This is a genomic window from Rhodococcus sp. NPDC057297, from assembly GCF_042667435.1.
GTDB lineage: Bacteria > Actinomycetota > Actinomycetes > Mycobacteriales > Mycobacteriaceae > Rhodococcoides.
Map to the genome: position 1 here is coordinate 787,200 of NZ_JBHUZE010000001.1, position 16,382 is coordinate 803,581.

Consider the following 16,382-nt stretch of genomic DNA (forward strand, 5'->3'; position numbering starts at 1 on the left):
AAATGTGGTCTGTGGCCTACGTTTCCACTCACAAGGGGGTCAGTAGAACAGTGGACGATATTTCGGGCGGTACTGCAGAGCGTCGGGATCGCGGGTGCCGCGGACCTGCGCGGGAACCCCGGCCACGACTTCGAGCTCCCCGACGTCCTTGCGCACCATCGAGCAGCCACCGACGACGGCGCCACGTCCGATGGTCACCCCGCTGAGCACCGTGCTGCGGCTGGCGATCCACACGTAATCGCCGATCACACACGGTTCGAGAATCGGCTTGAACGTGGGATCGTTGTGATCGTGGTAGCCGCCGATGATGTGGGTGTCGCTGGCGATGACGACGTTGTCGCCGATGGTGATTCCGCCGCGAGCGTCGAACATGCACCGGAAGCCGATGGAGCACGCCTCACCGATGACGAGGTTCTCGATGTCGAGGATCGTCGTTCCACGGAAGATCGAGGTGTCCTTGCCGATCGTCGCGCCGAAGGCCCGAAGGAAGTTCTGGCGAACGAAGTGCGACGGAATGTAGGTCACGATCATGTTGAAACCCAACGTGCCGATCCGATTTCGGATCTTGCGCGTCAGCGAGATGTCCTGCATCTTGTAGTCCGAGACATGGTGAACCTCACCCTGCACCTCACCCTGGACCTGGGGCCTTTCTACCGCTGTCATGCTGCCAACTCCTCGCTCATGTCGAATTGGACCATGGCTTCGACGATTTGCTCGAAGTTCATGGTCGGCCCCCACCCCAGAATCTCGCGTGCCTTGGACGCGTCGCCGACCATTCTCGCCGAATCGGCCGGCCTCAGCATGTCGGGATCTCCGCGTACGTAGCTCTGCCAGTCCGTGATTCCGACGGTCGACAGTGCAGCGGCGACGAAGTCCGCGACGGAGTGAGCTCGTCCCGTCGCCACGACGAAGTCGTCTCCCTTGCCGTATTCCGCCATCTTGACCAGGGCTGCCACGTAATCCGGCGCCCAACCCCAGTCGCGCTGTGCGGACGTGCTGCCGAGTTCGATGACGCTCTGCGTTCCTCGTGCGATCGCTGCCGCTGCTTTGGTGATCTTGCGGGTGACGAACGTCTCCGGCCGACGCGGCGACTCGTGGTTGTACAGAATTGCGTTGGTGGCTTCCAGCCCGCGCGCGCGATAGACCTGGACCATGTTGTGACTGAGTGCTTTCGATGCGCCGTACGGTGAGGTGGGAGCGATCGGTGTTTCCTCGTTCTGCATCGCGATTCCCGAGCCTGCGAAGATCTCTGCGCTGGACGCGTTGATCACCATCACACGCTTGCCCGACGCCTCCTGATGCGAGAAGCAGGCATCCAGGAGCGACGCTGCCGAGACACCGTTGACACGGGTGGTCAGCACAGGATCGTTCCACGACCTCCAGACCGAGGAGATGCCCGCCAGGTGGAAGACGTAGTCCGGGTCCACCGCGCGTACGAGCGTCGAGGCCGCCCCCGGCTCACCGAGGTCGGTCGCGTGCATCGTGACATCGTCGACGACCTCCGTCGACCCTGGCTTGGCCACACCGTGTACGGTCCAGCCCATCTCGACGAGAGCCTCCGACAGGTAACTACCGTCCTGTCCCGCGACCCCAGTGACCAGAGCCGTCGGTCCCCCGGTCTTCGGTCGTTCCTGCAGGCTTCCCTCCCGCCTGTCCGGTCGTTCCTGCAGGCTCCTCTCCTGCCTGTCGGTCACGCGATCTTGATGGCGTGAGGCGACTGCTCCGCCAGGTCGTTCTGCACCATCATCTTCACGAGCTCTTCGAACGTAACCTTGGGCTTCCAGCCGAGCTGTGCGTGCGCCTTGGTGGAATCGCCGACGAGGAGGTCGACCTCGGCCGGGCGGAAGAACCGCGGATCGATGCGCACGTACTGTGACCAGTCCTTGATGTCCACGGCCGCGAACGCGTGATCGAGCAGTTCGCGGATCGAGTGGGTCTCGCCGGTGGAGATGACGTAGTCGTCGGCTTCGTCCTGCTGGAGCATCGCGTACATCGCTTCGACGTAGTCGCCGGCGAATCCCCAGTCTCGCTTGGCGTCGAGGTTGCCGAGTGCGATCTCGCTCTGCAAGCCCAGGGCGATCCTGGCGACGGACTGGGTGACCTTGCGGGTGACGAATTCGATGCCGCGACGCGGGGATTCGTGGTTGAACAGGATGCCGGAGCTCGCGTGCATACCGTAGGACTCACGGTAGTTGATTGTCATGTAGTGGCCGTAGACCTTGGCGACACCGTACGGCGACCGGGGCCACAGCAGGGTCTCCTCGCGCTGCGGAACCTCCTGGACCTTGCCGAACATCTCCGAGCTCGAGGCCTGGTAGAAGCGGACCTGCTTGCCTGCGACATCCTGGTAGAGGCGGGTGGATTCGAGCATGTTCAGCACTCCGCCGCCGGTGACATCGGTGGTCAGGCGTGCGTTCTCCCACGAGTACGCGACGAAGGAGACTGCGCCGAGGTTGTAGACCTCGTCCGGGTCGGCGACTGCGAAGGCACGCATCAGGCTGGAGAGGTCGAGCAGGTCACCGGTGAGGACCTCTACCTGAGGGAGGACTCGGTCCAGCATTGCTGCCTTCGGATTGTTCTGTCCGCGAAGCAATCCGAAAACTTTATATCCCTTGCTCAGTAGCAGTTCGGCAAGGTAGAGGCCGTCTTGTCCGGTGATTCCTGTGATCAATGCCCGCTTCGTCATCGCGACAAAGTCCTCTCGATTGTGTGTTCGTGTATGTCGGTGACTGCCGAAATCAGTTCTGCCGCGAAGCGTTCCTCGCTGAACTGCTCCACGTGAGCCTGGATCTTGGGTGGCACCCAGGTCGTTGCTTCGAGTGCGTCTACTGCGGCTCGAATCGATTCGGGATCGGGCTGGTCGAAATAGACTCCGGTGACACCTTCCTCGACGGTGTCGAGGAATCCGCCCCAGCGAAGAACGACGGACGGTTTGCCGTGGTAGCCGGCTTCGATGGGGGTGAGTCCGTAATCTTCATAGCTCGCGGCGACGACGGCGTTACAGCGGCGGTACAACCAGGTCATCTGGCCGGCGGACAGGTCGCTGAGCATGAGGACGTTGTCGGACTTGATCTTTCGCAGGCGATCGGCCTCCGGTCCTCGGCCGACGACGACGAGCTTACGAGATCCGTCGGCGAATGCACCGATCACCTTGTCCACGTTCTTGTACGGAAGCAGACGCGAGATGCACAGGTAGAAAGAATCCTCGCCGAGCCAGGCTTGCGCGTCGGCGATCGGTTCCTCGGGTGCACTGTCGACGGTGAACGGCGCAGGCAGGACCATGGAGGAGAACCCGTATGCATCGGTGATCCGCTTCTGCACGACGGTGGAGATGGCCAGATATCGGTCCGCGGACTTCGCTGCCCGTCTGTCCCAGCGTCGCAGCGGAGATGTGAGAACTTCCAACATGATTCGCTTCGCAAGGCTGCTCGACTCGCCCAGGTACATCTCGGCTTCGTAGAGCCAACGTGCAGGTGAATAGCAGTAGACGAGTTTGCGACCGGGCGTCCTGAAGCCGTGTGCCCACCCGCTGGTGCTGGTGAGCACGACGTCGGCGTCGATGGTGATGGACTCCGACGCGAACGGTAGGAGCGGAAGGGCAGCGCGGTGGTTCTTGCGCAGGAATCCGATGTTGTTGAGCCGTGACGGCCGCACATCCAGGTCGGCGAACTCGGGGAACGTCGTCGACGGCTCGAACAGTGTGGTGTAGATGGGGCTGTCCGGAAAAGCGCGAGCCATGGCCAGTACTACTTTCTCGGCGCCGCCTCGCTGTGTCAGGTAGTCATGGGCGATCGCGACGCGAATCGTGGGCTCTGCCTCGGTCATTCGCGTTCCTTCCCGGTATCCGCGAAATGGGCGGAGCAATGCCGTGGAGCGATTGTTGCTAATTGCATCTTCAACCCGTCGTGTCGAGCCGTGCACAAAACAGTGGTCGAGCCCCCAGAAGAACGTGAATCAGTCAGCGGTGCTTGAACTTTGCAGTGCTGGTTAATCCAGAAACGCCACACCAACATTGGTGCGGCGATCCTTCGTGCATCCCCCGACTGGGATGGAACAGTAGTCGACGGAAGAAATTCCGTGTCATTCGTTCGCTCTATAAGTATCCGTTAAGTGCCGTAATTGGTAGCGCTAAGTGAGGTGGTTCACAGTGCGAATTCGGGACAACGCATGTATGGATACTCGTCATTCGTCCAGATTTAACATCGGCGAAATATTTGCTCCGAGCGGGCCGGTTCATGATGCTCGGCACGGGTGATGCGAAGGGAAACCGACCGGCATTGTTCGATTTTCATGTCCAATGACGAACGGGTGGGCAGTTCGAGGAAAGCGTACCGAGTATCAGGCTCTCGGTCGAGTATTCAGACGGTGAAACATTCGTTGGGAATGTTTTTCTTCGCGCTCGAAATTCCAGCGGTGGAAATCAGCGAGTGACTGTTGTGCCTGCGCCGGGAATCCAGGTGATGTTGCCGTACTGGAAGTTCACGCGAACGCCGCCGCCTGGGAGTGGTGTTTCGTCGGAGGTGGCGGGGCCGAGGGTGGGGTCCCAGGCAGCAACGATGCCGCCGCCGATGAGCCGGGTTCCACCGAGCTGCGTCGAGAAGACGCGAAGCCCGAAGGGGCTGTCGAAGTCCTGGTAGGTGCCGTTGAAGCTGGTGGTGGGGAGGAATCCGCTGTAGCGCACGGCGTCGGCGACGGCTCTCGGGGAGGTGACGAATCCGCCGGGCATCTCGAAGACCACGGCGTTCTGGCGAATCTGTGCCCAGGTGTCGCGGACGAGGAACACCGGTGAGAGGGCGGCGCCCGACGAGGCGGGAACGCTCTGGAAGCGGGTGTGTTCGGCCGACGTCGGGAAGCCGTTCATGATCTGCGACATGACGGCCCACAGTGCCGGCTTGCCGCTCCAGTCGGTACGCAGGAGGCCGAACGTCATTTCCGGGTCACTGCTGCCTGTCTGCTGGTCGCGGAGCTGGTACAGGTGAATCGGCCCGGCGTAGGGCAGTTCTCGCCACTTGGTGATGAAGTTCGTGATCATGTCGCTCTGGGCGGTCTCCGACGCGTACGCCGTCGGGACGCCGTACTCGGTGGCCCATATCTTCTTGTTGCCGTCGCCGTTCGCGACCATGGCCGCGTGGATGTCCATGGCCTGACGGGCAGGTGAGTGGTCGACGTACACACCGTCGCCGAATTTCAACGAGTACTGATACGGGTGGTAGGAGAAGGCGTCGAAGTAGCCGGCCGCGCCCGCCGAGTACATCTGGTTCACGAATGTGACGGGGTTGACCATCCCCGGTCCGTCCTCGACCGCACCCAGAACACCGCCGATGACTGTCGCCGACGCGTCGGCTGCCTTGATCGCCGGGTAGGCGGCCTTCAGGAGTTGGGTGTAGCCCGCGGCGTCGGGTGACGGTCCGTAGAACATGGCCCCGTTGGGCTCGTTCCAGATCTCGTAGGCACTGATCTTACCGGCGTATCGCGCGGCGACCTTGCCGGCGAACTGCCCGAACGTCGCTGGTGACGCCGGTCGGGTGTTGAGCGGCTGACCGGCGGGTGAGGTTGCCCATGGGGGTGTGTAGGCGATGATTCCGAGGATCGAGATCCCGCGTGCGTGGACGGCGTTCACGACGCGGTCGACGGAGGACCAGTCGAGCTGGTTCCGGGTGTATTCGACGTTGAACCAGGGGATGGACAGTCGAATGGAGCTGATCCCTGCTGCGGAGAGCATGGACAGGGTGGTGTTCAGTTCGGCGTCGGACGACCAGAGAAGTGCGCCGCTGTCGGAGACTCCGAGTGGAGGCTGCGTTGTCTGCGCGTGCGCGACCCCAGGTCCGACGGATGCCTCGGACGATGCGAGCAGCGACGGTCCACTCCACGTCAGAGTGGCAGTGACCAGAACGACGGTCGCGGCAGAAATCAGCGCGCCGATTCGAGTCCTTCTCATGATGGTGAATCTCTCCGCAAGGGGCTCGTCGGAGGGGAGTCGCGAGCCGATTGTGGGAAATCATTGCACCCGACAGGGAGTTTTGTACAAACGAAAACAATCACGGTTGACGGGACGAAACTGCTGGTCAAGCTGTCTTTGCTGTATCCGGTCTTCGGGATGAGAATGCGGGCATTTCCCCGTCGTCGGGCAGGTTATCCGTTGCTTTTTCGCGCGCCAGGATGAGAAAAACGATCAGTACGGAAAAGGCCATCGTCGTGGCCGGAATGGTGACGACGGGGAAATCCAACTGCAGCGCGACGACGGAGAATCCGATGAATCCGCCGCCGATGAATCCGTGTTCCCAGTTGCGCGAGCGCAGACAGCGATAACCCAGGTAGGCCCCGACGACGATGATGGCCAGGAATGCGAGTCCGGTGAAGATTCCGCCGCGGTAGACCGACAACAGGGGAGCATTCGCGACGTAGTTGACGTCGAACGCGGTGCCGGGATCCTTGAATTCCTCGCGCCCCCAGCCCAGCCCGAAGAGCCAATGCCCTGCCATGTGACCTGGGAAATCGACGAGCGCATCGCCACGGGCCGAGGATCCGGCGTCGCCGCTGCCGAAGGACGAGAACACGCGGTTGCGGACGGTGGGGACGGCAAGGGCGCCGACGAACGCGAGGGCGAAACCACCGATGATGGCCACGCGTTCCCGGGTGCGCAGGTTCTGGAAGAGCAGCATCAGAAGGACGCCGAAGACCACGGAGAAGAGGGCCGCGCGTGACAGTGTCAGCACGATGGACCCGAAGAGCAGCAGCGCCAACGCGATCCGCAGACGCCCGCGGATCAGCAGAACGCACAGCATGAGGGCCACGAACAGGCCGATGCCTGCGGCGTTCGGGTCGATATAGGTACCGGCGAGTCGAACCGTCGCGGCACCGTCGGTGTAGACGAAGCGGGTGCTTTCCTCCTCGGTGCCGTATCCGAACGGCGACAGATACCGAATCAATCTGCCCGACGGGTCGGCGACGAGGATGACGAGTGCGAACGCGGCTGCTGCCGACGCGGAATAGACGTAGATCCGCCCGAACAGTTCCAATTCTTCGCGGGGGAGTCGGAGAAGTGACACTGCAACAAGTGTGGAAACGAGCCATTTACCGAATTCTGCATAATCCACTGTCGTGCCGGCCGTAGCGAAGACGGAAATCGCCGAAGTGACGATCAGTGCGATGACGGCCATTTCACCGACTGTGATGCGAGTCACGGCTGTGCGGTGAATCACCGACGCGAGGATGACTGCCGCGCCCAAGGTGAACACCAGGGGAGCGTGCACCCCCGGAACGTAACCGAATGGCAATGCGCCCAACGAAAATGCAAGAGCACGAGTCAAATAGAGTGGGTGGCGCAGGCCGATGTACGCTCCAACGGTCAGTCCGACGAGTGCGAACGCGCCCAGTTTTCCGGGTGTTCCGCCGAGAATCATCAAGAATGTAACGATCACCGGGACGACGACGATGACCGCCGCGTCGACTCGTTTCGAGATGCTCATGGGCACTGATGTTGTCACGCTTTCACACCTCTGCAACTGCTAAGTGATGCCGAATCGATGACGGCACTTTATTCTCATCGGCGAACCAGGATTTTTCGATTGGAGCATTCGTGGAGATTCGAGAGTACGGACGGATTCTCCGTGCGGGTTGGTGGATCGTCGCGGCGGTGACGGTGCTCGGCATCGTCGGGGGGTGGGCCTACTCGTTCTTCTCGACGCCTCAGTATCAGGCGTGCGCCCGGTTGTTCGTGACCACCGAGGGTGGCAGTTCCGTGGGCGAGGCCTATCAGAACAACCTCTTCTCTCAGGAACGTGTCACGTCCTACGCGGGACTGGCCACCAGTACCCAGGTGGCACAGCGTGCTGTCGATCAGCTTCAATTGCCGTTGTCCGCGAACGATTTGCGTGCCATGATCACCGCAACACCGATCGAGAGCACAGTTCTGCTCGACCTGTGCGGCACCGATTCCGACCCCGACGTCGCACGTGCGTTGACCAATGCGGTCGCCGGTCAGCTGACGCAGTTGGTTCAGGAACTCGAGACGTCGCAGCGCGGCGGTAGCCCGGCTGCCGGAGCCACCATCGTCGATCAGGCCGACGTGCCGACGTCTCCGCTCGGCGCGGGGCTGGTGACGCTTCTCGGGTTGGGCGCAGTGGCAGGTCTTGCTCTCGGTGTCGTGATCGCTCTCGCTCGCGGGCTCGTCGACCGTTCGATTCGTGACCGCCCCAAGGCGGAGGAGATCTCCGGCAACGCAGTCCTCGGCGGACTCCCGATCGACGCCGAGCGCCCGAAGACTCCGGTGGCGTCGTTCTCCAAGATGGGTGAGCCGCTCCGCACCTTGCGGACCAACATTCGTTTCCTCGGAGGCGGATCTCCGCCGCGGGTGCTCACCGTCACCAGTGCCGAGTCGGGTGAAGGCCGCACCTCCACGGCCATCGACCTGGCAGCCGTCCTCGCCGAGGCCGGTCACAAGGTTCTGCTCGTCGACGGTGACATCAGAACGGCAACTGTGGCCGAGCGCTTGGACATCACGCAGGAGCGCGGACTCAGCACGGTTCTGTCCGGTGAACACCGACTGGACGACGCCGTTCAGCGCGACGTCGTCGACGGGGTCGACGTTCTCCCCGCCGGTCCCGTGCCGCCGAACCCGAGTGAGCTCCTCGGTTCCGATCGCGCTCAGATCCTGCTCGAAGCAGTCCGCGGGGACTACCGCTACGTCGTCGTCGACACTCCGCCGCTCCTGTCGGTCTCCGACGGGGCAATTCTCACAGCTCTTGCGGACGGAAGTCTTGTGCTCGCCCGTGTCGGCAGCACCACGCGGGATCAACTGCGCAAAGCGATCAAGACGCTGGGCGGAGTCGGCGGGAAGGTTCTGGGTGTCGTCACGACATTCGAGCCACATCGTCGTCGACGGACCAACCCGGGTTCTGCTGGGCCGGTGGCGAAGCCGAAGATCGAGGTCGAGGGGCGAGAGTCCTCGGCGGCCACCGTCGGTAGAGGCTAGGGGCGGGAGTGGAGCCTGCGGAACGACCGGGTGGGGCGGGAGTGGAGCCTGCGGAACGACCGGGTGGGGCGGGAGTGGAGCCTGCGGAACGACCTGGTGGGGCGGGAGTGGAGCCTGCGGAACGACCGGGTGGGGCGGGAGTGGAGCCTGCGGAACGACTGGGTTCGGGGCTTCGGACGTGGTCGGTGCGGGTGGGTGCAGTATGCGCGGCTGCAGTGATGCTCGTCGGCTGCGCCCAGGGTCAGGAACTGGTGCTCCCTCCTGATGCTCCGACGACGCCGGTGACGGCGTCGGTGACGCCTCCGGAGCCGAGCCCGGCTCCGATACTCGGTGGGACGGCGCCCGGCTCGTTGTTATCGGCCGAGCCGATCGAGGACATCGCGGTGGACATCACCGAATTAGGCGCTGCAGCAACCCGTGTGGTGTATCGGTCGACGTCGGGTGTCACGGGTGAGCCGACGGATGTGTCGGGCACCGTCGTGATTCCGGGCGGTGTTGCCCCGGAGGGTGGATGGCCGGTCGTGTCCTTCGGTCACGGTACGACGGGGGTTCTGAACAACTGCGGTCCGTCGGAGTACGTCAACCTGCTCGGGAGTGCTCCTATCGTCGCGGCTCTGGTGTTGAACGGTTACGCCGTGACGATGACGGACTATCAGGGTCTCGGCCTGGACGGCAACTACCACCCGTATCTGGATTCGAAGACGTTCGGCTACAACATGATCGATGCCGTACGCGCTGCCCGTAACTTCCTTCCCACGCTGAGCACCCGGTGGGCTGCGTACGGCGTCTCGCTCGGTGGGATGGCCGCGTGGGCAGCCAGCGATCGCAACGCCGAGTACGGCGGTGGCCTCGAACTGGTGGGGACGGCAGCCATCGTGCCGGTGTCGGACATGGCCGGGCTGGCCGACGCGGCGGCGTCGGGAACCCTGACGCGCGCCCAGTATCCGTTGCTGATGTACGCGCTGCACGGACTGGCGATCACGCACCCGGAGATGAACTTGGACGACTATCGTTCCGGTCTGGCGCGGGAACGCTGGGACGATTTCATGCAGTGCGTTCCTCCTGGGTCGGATCAGGTTCCCGAGCTCGTGGCTCGGCTGCGGGCGTCGGATCTGCGTCCGGTCGATCAGCAGGCCACCGATCGGCTGCGAGGGTGGTTGGCGGACATGGCCCTTCCGACGCAGAAGTCAACGTCACCGCTTCTCGTCATGTACGGGTCGGAGGACGACCTGATTCTCGAGTCGTGGACGGAGAAGGCACTCTCCCGGGCATGCGACGCGGGAGATGTGGTGGAGTACGAGCTGCACAGCGGCGAGGGCCACGGAGATCTCGACAGTTCTCGGTCGGTGCCGTGGGTGAAGGCTCGGTTCGCCGGGCAGCGCGCGGTGAACACGTGTGAGCAGGTCGAATGATCACTCCTGTCGGTGTTCCCACGTTGCGCGACTACGGCAGGATGCTGGTCCGCGGGTGGGCCTTGATTCTCGCGGCCACCGTACTCTCGGTCGCTGCCGCGTGGATCGCTGATTCCTTTGTCGCAGAGAAGTACACGGCGACGTCGCGCGTGTTCCTGACTGCGCCCGGTCCGTCGTCACCTCGTGCGGCGATGGAGGGAAACCGCAGTTCGCTGGTACGGGTGGAGAGCTACGTGGGGCTGGCCACGTCCGAGCAAGTCCTGAGGCGCACCATCGTCGACGTGGGTCTGCCGGTCTCTCCCGACGAACTGAAGGCTGATCTGCTCGTCGTGTCGACCCCCGGGTCCGCATTGATCGACATCAGTGCAACGCAGGACGATCCGACGCGTGCGCGTGACGTGGCCAATTCCGTTGCTCTGAACGTGATCCAGCTCGCCGAGGAGATCGACCTCGGTGCGAACGGGCCCGTGTCCGAGGTGACGCTCATCGACGCTGCGGCCGTGCCGGCGCCGCCGTCCACGGTGTCGTCTGCTCTGGTGCTCGGTGGGGCGATGGGCGCTACTGTTGCCGCAGTGCTGGTCGTCGGGGCGGGGGTGCGACGCGATTCGATCATCTCGCGGCGACAGGTCACCGACCTTCTAGCCGAGGAACGTGTGGCCGAAAAGCTCGATTACACAGGGGGAGCTAGTCGATGAGGAAGACAGTGGGGACTGTTGCAGTGGTGTCGATTCTCTTGGCCTCCGGGTGCGGGGGTCAGGACACGTCGCCGGAAGCGAATTCGGTGGCCTTCGGGGGAACGATCGAGGCGGACTTCACCGACGCAGGTCCTGGCAGTCTGAAGAGTGCAGAGGAACTGCTCACCATCGACAGGCGAGTCAGCGCGATCTCCTCGCTGGCCGCCAGGGTCGTCTACACCTCGACGTCCGGTGTCGACGGATCCCCGACGGAGGTGTCCGGGACCGTCTTCGCGCCGCAGGGCCCCGCGCCGGAGGGCGGATGGCCGATCATCGCCTACGGCCACGGAACCACGGGAGTGTTGCCGGACTGCGGGCCGTCGACCGATCCCGAACTGCTGGGCAGTTCTCCCATCGTCACGGCGCTGGTGAGGTCCGGGTACGTGGTTGCGGTATCGGACTACCAGGGTCTGGGGATCGAAGGGAACTACCACCCGTACCTCGATGCGCGGACGGCAGGCAACAACCTGATCGACTCGGTGCGCGCTGCACAGAAGTTGGTTCCGGACACGTCCGATCGATGGGCGTCGTTCGGGGGTTCGCAGGGTGGACAGGCGGCCTGGGCCGCCAACGAACTCGCGAACACGTACGGTTCGGGGCTCGACATGGTCGGATCGGTGAGTCTCGTTCCTGCCGCGGATATCTCGGGTCTCGCCCGGGCGGCTGCGGCGGGCACGCTGACCGCCGATCAGAAGCCGCTGCTGCAGTGGGTGCTCGTCGGGCTCGCGCAGTCCCACCCGGAGATCGACCTGGCCGACTACCGGCGCGGCATCGTCGAGGAACGATGGGACGAACTGTCCGCCTGTGGCGGACCCCTGGCGGCCGACCGCACGGAGCTGGCCGCACAGATCGGCGACGAGGATCTGAAGCCGTCGACTCCGGAAGCCGAACGCGCACTGGAAGGCTACCTGCGGGAGATGAGTCTTCCGCAGACACGCGCTGCCGCACCGATGCTGGTGCTCTACGGTGGCAAGGACACACTCGTATCGCAGGCGTGGACGGACGGCGCTGTCGCAGCCGGCTGCGCGAGCGGTGACTCCATCCAGTCGGTACTCCAGCCGGAGGCCGGCCACGCAGACATCGACGGTGCTGCTGCGTTTCCGTGGCTGAACGACAGATTCGCGGGGCAACCTGCCGTCAGCTACTGCCCTCCGCCCGCCGCACCCTGATGTGAAGGCCCAACCATGACAGCAACCCCGGACAGCACCGCTGCCGCAGCGACGGCACCGAGTTCGACGGCACCGAGTTCGACTGCATCGAGTTCGACGTCCGGAACGAAGAGACCGGCCAGGATCCTCGGTTTGGACGGCCCGCGGGGCTTCGCCTGCCTGTGCGTCCTCGCCGTGCACGTGGGAGGTCACAACAGCCCCGTGACGGTGGCCAACTACAAACTCGGCCTGCTCGGGCAAGGTCTGATCTTCTTCTTCGCGCTGTCCGGCTTCCTCATCTTTCTGCCGATGGTCCGACGGCTCTTCGCCGGTAAACCCATGCCGGACAACAAAAGCTATGCAGTACACCGCATTCTGCGGGTGTTTCCGGCGTACATCGTGATCTTCCTGTTCGCGAACTTCGTGATGCGGGCGGTGTTCACCGAGAACGCGGCGGTGGCCGAGGAACACTTCACCGACGCCGGGCTCGGCATGATCACCGATCCGGTGACGTTGCTCGGCAACCTCACCTTGGTTCACTCCTATGTGCCGTCGATGCTGCAGACGGGTATCAATCCATCGTGGTCGCTGACGCTGGAGCTGATGTTCTACATCGCATTGCCGCTGTTGACCGGCATCGCGTTCTACCTCGCACGCCGGACCAACATCAGTGCCTCGGTACTCGTGCTGATCCCCGTCGTGGTGATGTTCGCTATCGGAGTCGCGGGCAAGCTCTACACCGCGAGCCGGGTGGAGCCGTCGGGAATCACCGATCCGCTGCTGTTGGACTGGGGACCGAACGAGGTTGCAGTCCTCAGCCGTAGCTTCTTCTCCCTTGCGGACAACTTCACCTTCGGCATGGCAGCTGCTGTCATTTTCGTTGCCGTCGACACCGGGGTGTTGAAAGGCTGGATCGCGAAGAACATGCGGTGGTGGACGGGCCTGGCGATGCTGCCCGTTGCGGCCATCTCGTTGAAGCTCATCGACGACAACTCGCGCTGGCAGACCACGTTCGTCTCGCTCGGATCCGCACTGTTGATCCTGTTCATCATCGCTCCCCTTGCGCGAGGCGAGAGGTCGAAGCTCGCCGAACGTGCGGACTGGAAGCCGCTCGAATACGTCGGCACCATTTCGCTGAGTGTCTATCTGTGGCACTTTCCGGTCCTGATCATGGTGGGACGCTTCGGCTGGATGGCCGGGGACAGTCCGGTGGGGATGCTGTGGAACTTCGTCGTCGTGACGGCGGTGAGCGTCCTGTTCGGCACCATCACGTACCGGCTCGTCGAGAAGCCTGCGTTGATGTTGGCGCGTAAGTACAAGTCCGGTAAGTAGTGCCGAGATCGTGGGCGGCGCTGTCCGCTGCGGTGCTACTGCTCACCGGCTGCGGTGCACCGGACGTGGCAGGGTCGCGACCGGTGGACATCTCGCTCGTCGGCGGTTTCGTGCAGGGCCCGGATCCTGCGTCCCTCGATCCACTTCCGCTGCGTCCCATCGGTTTCACCGGAGGTGCGCCACTGCTGTGGGCGAGCGACGAGGACCTCGCTCGTAGTCTGGACGCCGTTGCGGCCTCCGGTTCGACGCGCCTACGGCTCGATGTGGCGTGGCCACTCCTGGAACCCGAACGGGGACTCGAAGTCTGGGAGCCGACGGATCGGGTGGTGAACGCTGCACTCGACCGGGGTATCGACGTCCTGGCCATTCTCGATTACTCACCGGACTGGGCCGCGGCGGACCCGGCCCTCGGGTTGACGAGCAAGCCGGCGTCGGCGGAGGAATACGGCCGATACGCAGGCAGTGTCGCGGCGCACTTCGCTGGCCGGGTCACGGCGTACGAGATCTGGAACGAGCCGAACGGATCGGTGTTCTTCGCTCCATGGGCCGATCCGGAGCTGTACGCGGAGATGCTTCGTGAGGCGTTCGGCGCAATTCGTGCCGCCGATCCCGATGCGTTGGTGATCGGGGGTGCGATCGGTGCCGTGGGCGACAACCACAACACCATGAACGGGCTCACGTTTCTCAGGCGCATGTACGACGCAGGGGCCCATGGGTATTTCGACGCCCTGTCGGTGCATCCGTACTCGTACCCGGGGACGCTCGTCGGGACCGAGCAGTTTCCGGACGGCGCTCTGCACATGATCGCGGACATGCGGCGCGAGATGATCGCGCGGGGCGACGACGACAAGGAGCTGTGGGCAACGGAATTCGGCTCGCCGACCGACGAGGGTGCCGGAATCGACGAAGCTCGCCAGGGTGAGTTGATGACGGCGTTCGTGCACGAGTGGAGTCAGTTGCCGTTCGCCGGACCGATGTACGTGCACGAAATTCGTGATCGGCTGGCGGGATCGACAAATCCCGAGGACAATTTCGGTGTGCTGCACCGTGATTTCACTGCGAAGCCTGCGTACGAGGCGTTGGTGGCAGCCATCGAGGTGGGGTTCAGCTCGGACCCGGAACATCTGGCGATGCTTGAAGTGTCGAAGGAGTTCGACTACCTCGGTGAAGCACTGACGCCGGTGTATCCGGCACATGACGGCATCGGACGAAAGTACCTCGCGCAGCAGTTCGCCGGTGGCGTTCTCTTCGGCACCGAACAGGGTTACGTGGCATCGCCGTCGGCCGTGTCCACCGCGGTACTCGCATCCGGGTATCTTCCTGCGGGCCCGTACGTGCAAGGGATGCAGCAACTGGACGTCGACGGTGGCGCACGAGTGTTCCACAGCGACCGAACCGGAACGTTCGTCGTACGCGGAGCGATTCTGGAAGCGTGGACTCCCGAGTTCGGTTTCCCGGTGAGCGATGAGTACCAGGACGGCGACATGCTCGTGTCGGATTTCGAATTCGGCACCATCCGTTGGTCTCCCGAATCCGGTGCGACGGTGGAGTCGCGATGAGGCTTGCGCGTTTTCACGCGGCGTGGACAGCGGGGGTACTCGGGACCGTCCTGCTGACGGGTTGTTCGTCGGCGATACCGCTGGTGACGAGCATGCCTGCGATCTTCGCGGAATCGCAGAAGCTTCGGCCCGCAGAGCCGATCGACGTTGCCGATCCCGGTACCGGAGCCGGGTCGGTGATCACTGCGGAGACCATGCCCAATCTTCCGTCGGCGGTGCAGCGTGGTTCCGAGGCAGCCCGCGTGGTGTATCGGTCCACCCAGTCCGGTGACGGCGGCGCCACCGAGGTCTCGGCGAGCGTATTCGTGCCCGACGGAGATGCACCCGAGGGCGGTTGGCCCGTCATCTCGTTCGGTCACGGCACCACGGGAATCGAGAACGCGTGCGGGCCGTCACTCTCACGGGACCTGCTCGGAAGTGCCGCGTTGGCAGCTGGATTCACCTCGGCCGGATTTGCCGTGGCCATCACCGACTATCAAGGTCTCGGTCATGAGGGCGTCCACCACTATCTGGACAACCCGACTGCCGGTTACAACATGATCGATGCCGTTCGGGCACTTCGGCATACGTTCCCCGACGTGTCCAACCGGTGGGTCGCGTTCGGTGGATCGCAGGGCGGCGGTGCAGCGTGGGCAGCGAACGAACAATCCGGATACGCACCGGAACTCGAACTGCTGGGATCGGTCAGCCTGGCGCCGGCTGCGAACATGGTGGGCCTGGTGGACAAGGCGATACAGGGCACTCTGACCGACGACCAAGCGCCGTTGATGCAGTGGGTGATCGAATCTCTGGCCAGGAGGTTCCCCGGCTTCGATCGTGATCAGTACCGTAGCGGATCGGCGGCCGAGGACTGGGCTGCGTTGAGCGGCTGCACCCCGGCGCAGGCGTCGGCACGTGCGGATGCGGCGGAACGGATCGGTGCTCGTGACTTCGCGCCGAAGACGCCTGACGCGGAATCCTTGTTGCGGTACTACCTCGAACAGATGGCTGTGCCGCAGCAGAAGGCGTCGGCGCCCATGCTGGTGGTGTACGGAGACGCGGACACCTACATCGACGCCGAATGGACGGATGCGGCGCTCGCCACGGCATGTTTCCTGGGGGATGTGATCACCATCGACCGTCAACCAGGCAAAGGACACGGCGACGTCGACGGCGGCGCAGTGAACGACTGGATAGGTGAACGGTTCGCCGGCACTCCCGCCGTCGACGACTGCAACTGAAGG

Annotated in this window: 13 protein-coding genes; 7 read left to right on the plus strand and 6 right to left on the minus strand. The window is 63.6% G+C overall.

What is annotated here, in order from left to right:
• Window positions 1-39: 39 nt before the first annotated feature.
• The 6 genes from ACFULT_RS03655 to ACFULT_RS03680 form a co-directional block, all read right to left on the minus strand.
• A complete protein-coding gene (locus ACFULT_RS03655) occupies window positions 40-663 on the minus strand; it encodes an acyltransferase (RefSeq protein ID WP_378480623.1) in 624 nt (207 codons plus the stop codon).
• Complete coding sequence (locus ACFULT_RS03660; protein WP_378480624.1) at window positions 660-1,694, minus strand: GDP-mannose 4,6-dehydratase; 1,035 nt, start codon at window positions 1,692-1,694, stop codon at window positions 660-662. Before ACFULT_RS03660 ends, ACFULT_RS03655 begins: the two co-directional genes overlap by 4 nt.
• The gene (locus ACFULT_RS03665) at window positions 1,691-2,686 is read right to left on the minus strand and encodes a GDP-mannose 4,6-dehydratase (protein WP_019665629.1); all 996 of its coding nucleotides are present in this window, start codon (window positions 2,684-2,686) and stop codon (window positions 1,691-1,693) included. Before ACFULT_RS03665 ends, ACFULT_RS03660 begins: the two co-directional genes overlap by 4 nt.
• Entirely contained in the window at window positions 2,683-3,825 is a 1,143-nt protein-coding gene (locus tag ACFULT_RS03670) for a glycosyltransferase (protein WP_378480625.1), read from the minus strand. Before ACFULT_RS03670 ends, ACFULT_RS03665 begins: the two co-directional genes overlap by 4 nt.
• Window positions 3,826-4,420: 595 nt before the next feature.
• Window positions 4,421-5,938: a cellulase family glycosylhydrolase gene (locus tag ACFULT_RS03675; protein WP_378480626.1), complete on the minus strand. Its 1,518-nt coding sequence runs from the start codon at window positions 5,936-5,938 to the stop codon at window positions 4,421-4,423.
• Between the two features lie 127 nt (window positions 5,939-6,065).
• The gene (locus tag ACFULT_RS03680; RefSeq protein WP_378480627.1) at window positions 6,066-7,469 is read right to left on the minus strand and encodes an O-antigen ligase family protein; all 1,404 of its coding nucleotides are present in this window, start codon (window positions 7,467-7,469) and stop codon (window positions 6,066-6,068) included.
• A 110-nt stretch (window positions 7,470-7,579) separates the two neighbouring features.
• Here ACFULT_RS03680 and ACFULT_RS03685 point away from each other — a divergent pair, with 110 nt between their 5' ends.
• From ACFULT_RS03685 to ACFULT_RS03715, 7 genes are read left to right on the plus strand one after another with little or no spacing between them, the layout of a single operon-like run.
• Entirely contained in the window at window positions 7,580-8,974 is a 1,395-nt protein-coding gene (locus ACFULT_RS03685; RefSeq protein WP_378480628.1) for a polysaccharide biosynthesis tyrosine autokinase, read from the plus strand.
• A gap of 8 nt (window positions 8,975-8,982) precedes the next feature.
• Window positions 8,983-10,386, plus strand: coding sequence for a lipase family protein (locus ACFULT_RS03690; protein ID WP_378480629.1), 1,404 nt, complete (start codon window positions 8,983-8,985; stop codon window positions 10,384-10,386).
• Complete coding sequence (locus tag ACFULT_RS03695) at window positions 10,383-11,081, plus strand: YveK family protein (RefSeq protein ID WP_378480630.1); 699 nt, start codon at window positions 10,383-10,385, stop codon at window positions 11,079-11,081. The genes ACFULT_RS03690 and ACFULT_RS03695 overlap by 4 nt, the downstream gene beginning before the upstream one ends.
• Window positions 11,078-12,289, plus strand: coding sequence for a lipase family protein (locus ACFULT_RS03700; RefSeq protein ID WP_378480631.1), 1,212 nt, complete (start codon window positions 11,078-11,080; stop codon window positions 12,287-12,289). Before ACFULT_RS03695 ends, ACFULT_RS03700 begins: the two co-directional genes overlap by 4 nt.
• Window positions 12,290-12,304: 15 nt before the next feature.
• On the plus strand, window positions 12,305-13,600 hold the full coding sequence (locus ACFULT_RS03705) for an acyltransferase family protein (protein WP_378480632.1): 1,296 nt from the start codon (window positions 12,305-12,307) through the stop codon (window positions 13,598-13,600).
• The gene (locus ACFULT_RS03710; RefSeq protein WP_378480633.1) at window positions 13,600-15,159 is read left to right on the plus strand and encodes a cellulase family glycosylhydrolase; all 1,560 of its coding nucleotides are present in this window, start codon (window positions 13,600-13,602) and stop codon (window positions 15,157-15,159) included. Before ACFULT_RS03705 ends, ACFULT_RS03710 begins: the two co-directional genes overlap by 1 nt.
• Window positions 15,156-16,379 carry a lipase family protein gene (locus tag ACFULT_RS03715; RefSeq protein ID WP_378480634.1) on the plus strand — a complete coding sequence of 408 codons (1,224 nt, stop codon included), beginning with the start codon at window positions 15,156-15,158 and terminating at the stop codon, window positions 16,377-16,379. Before ACFULT_RS03710 ends, ACFULT_RS03715 begins: the two co-directional genes overlap by 4 nt.
• The last annotated feature ends 3 nt before the right edge of the window (window positions 16,380-16,382 follow it).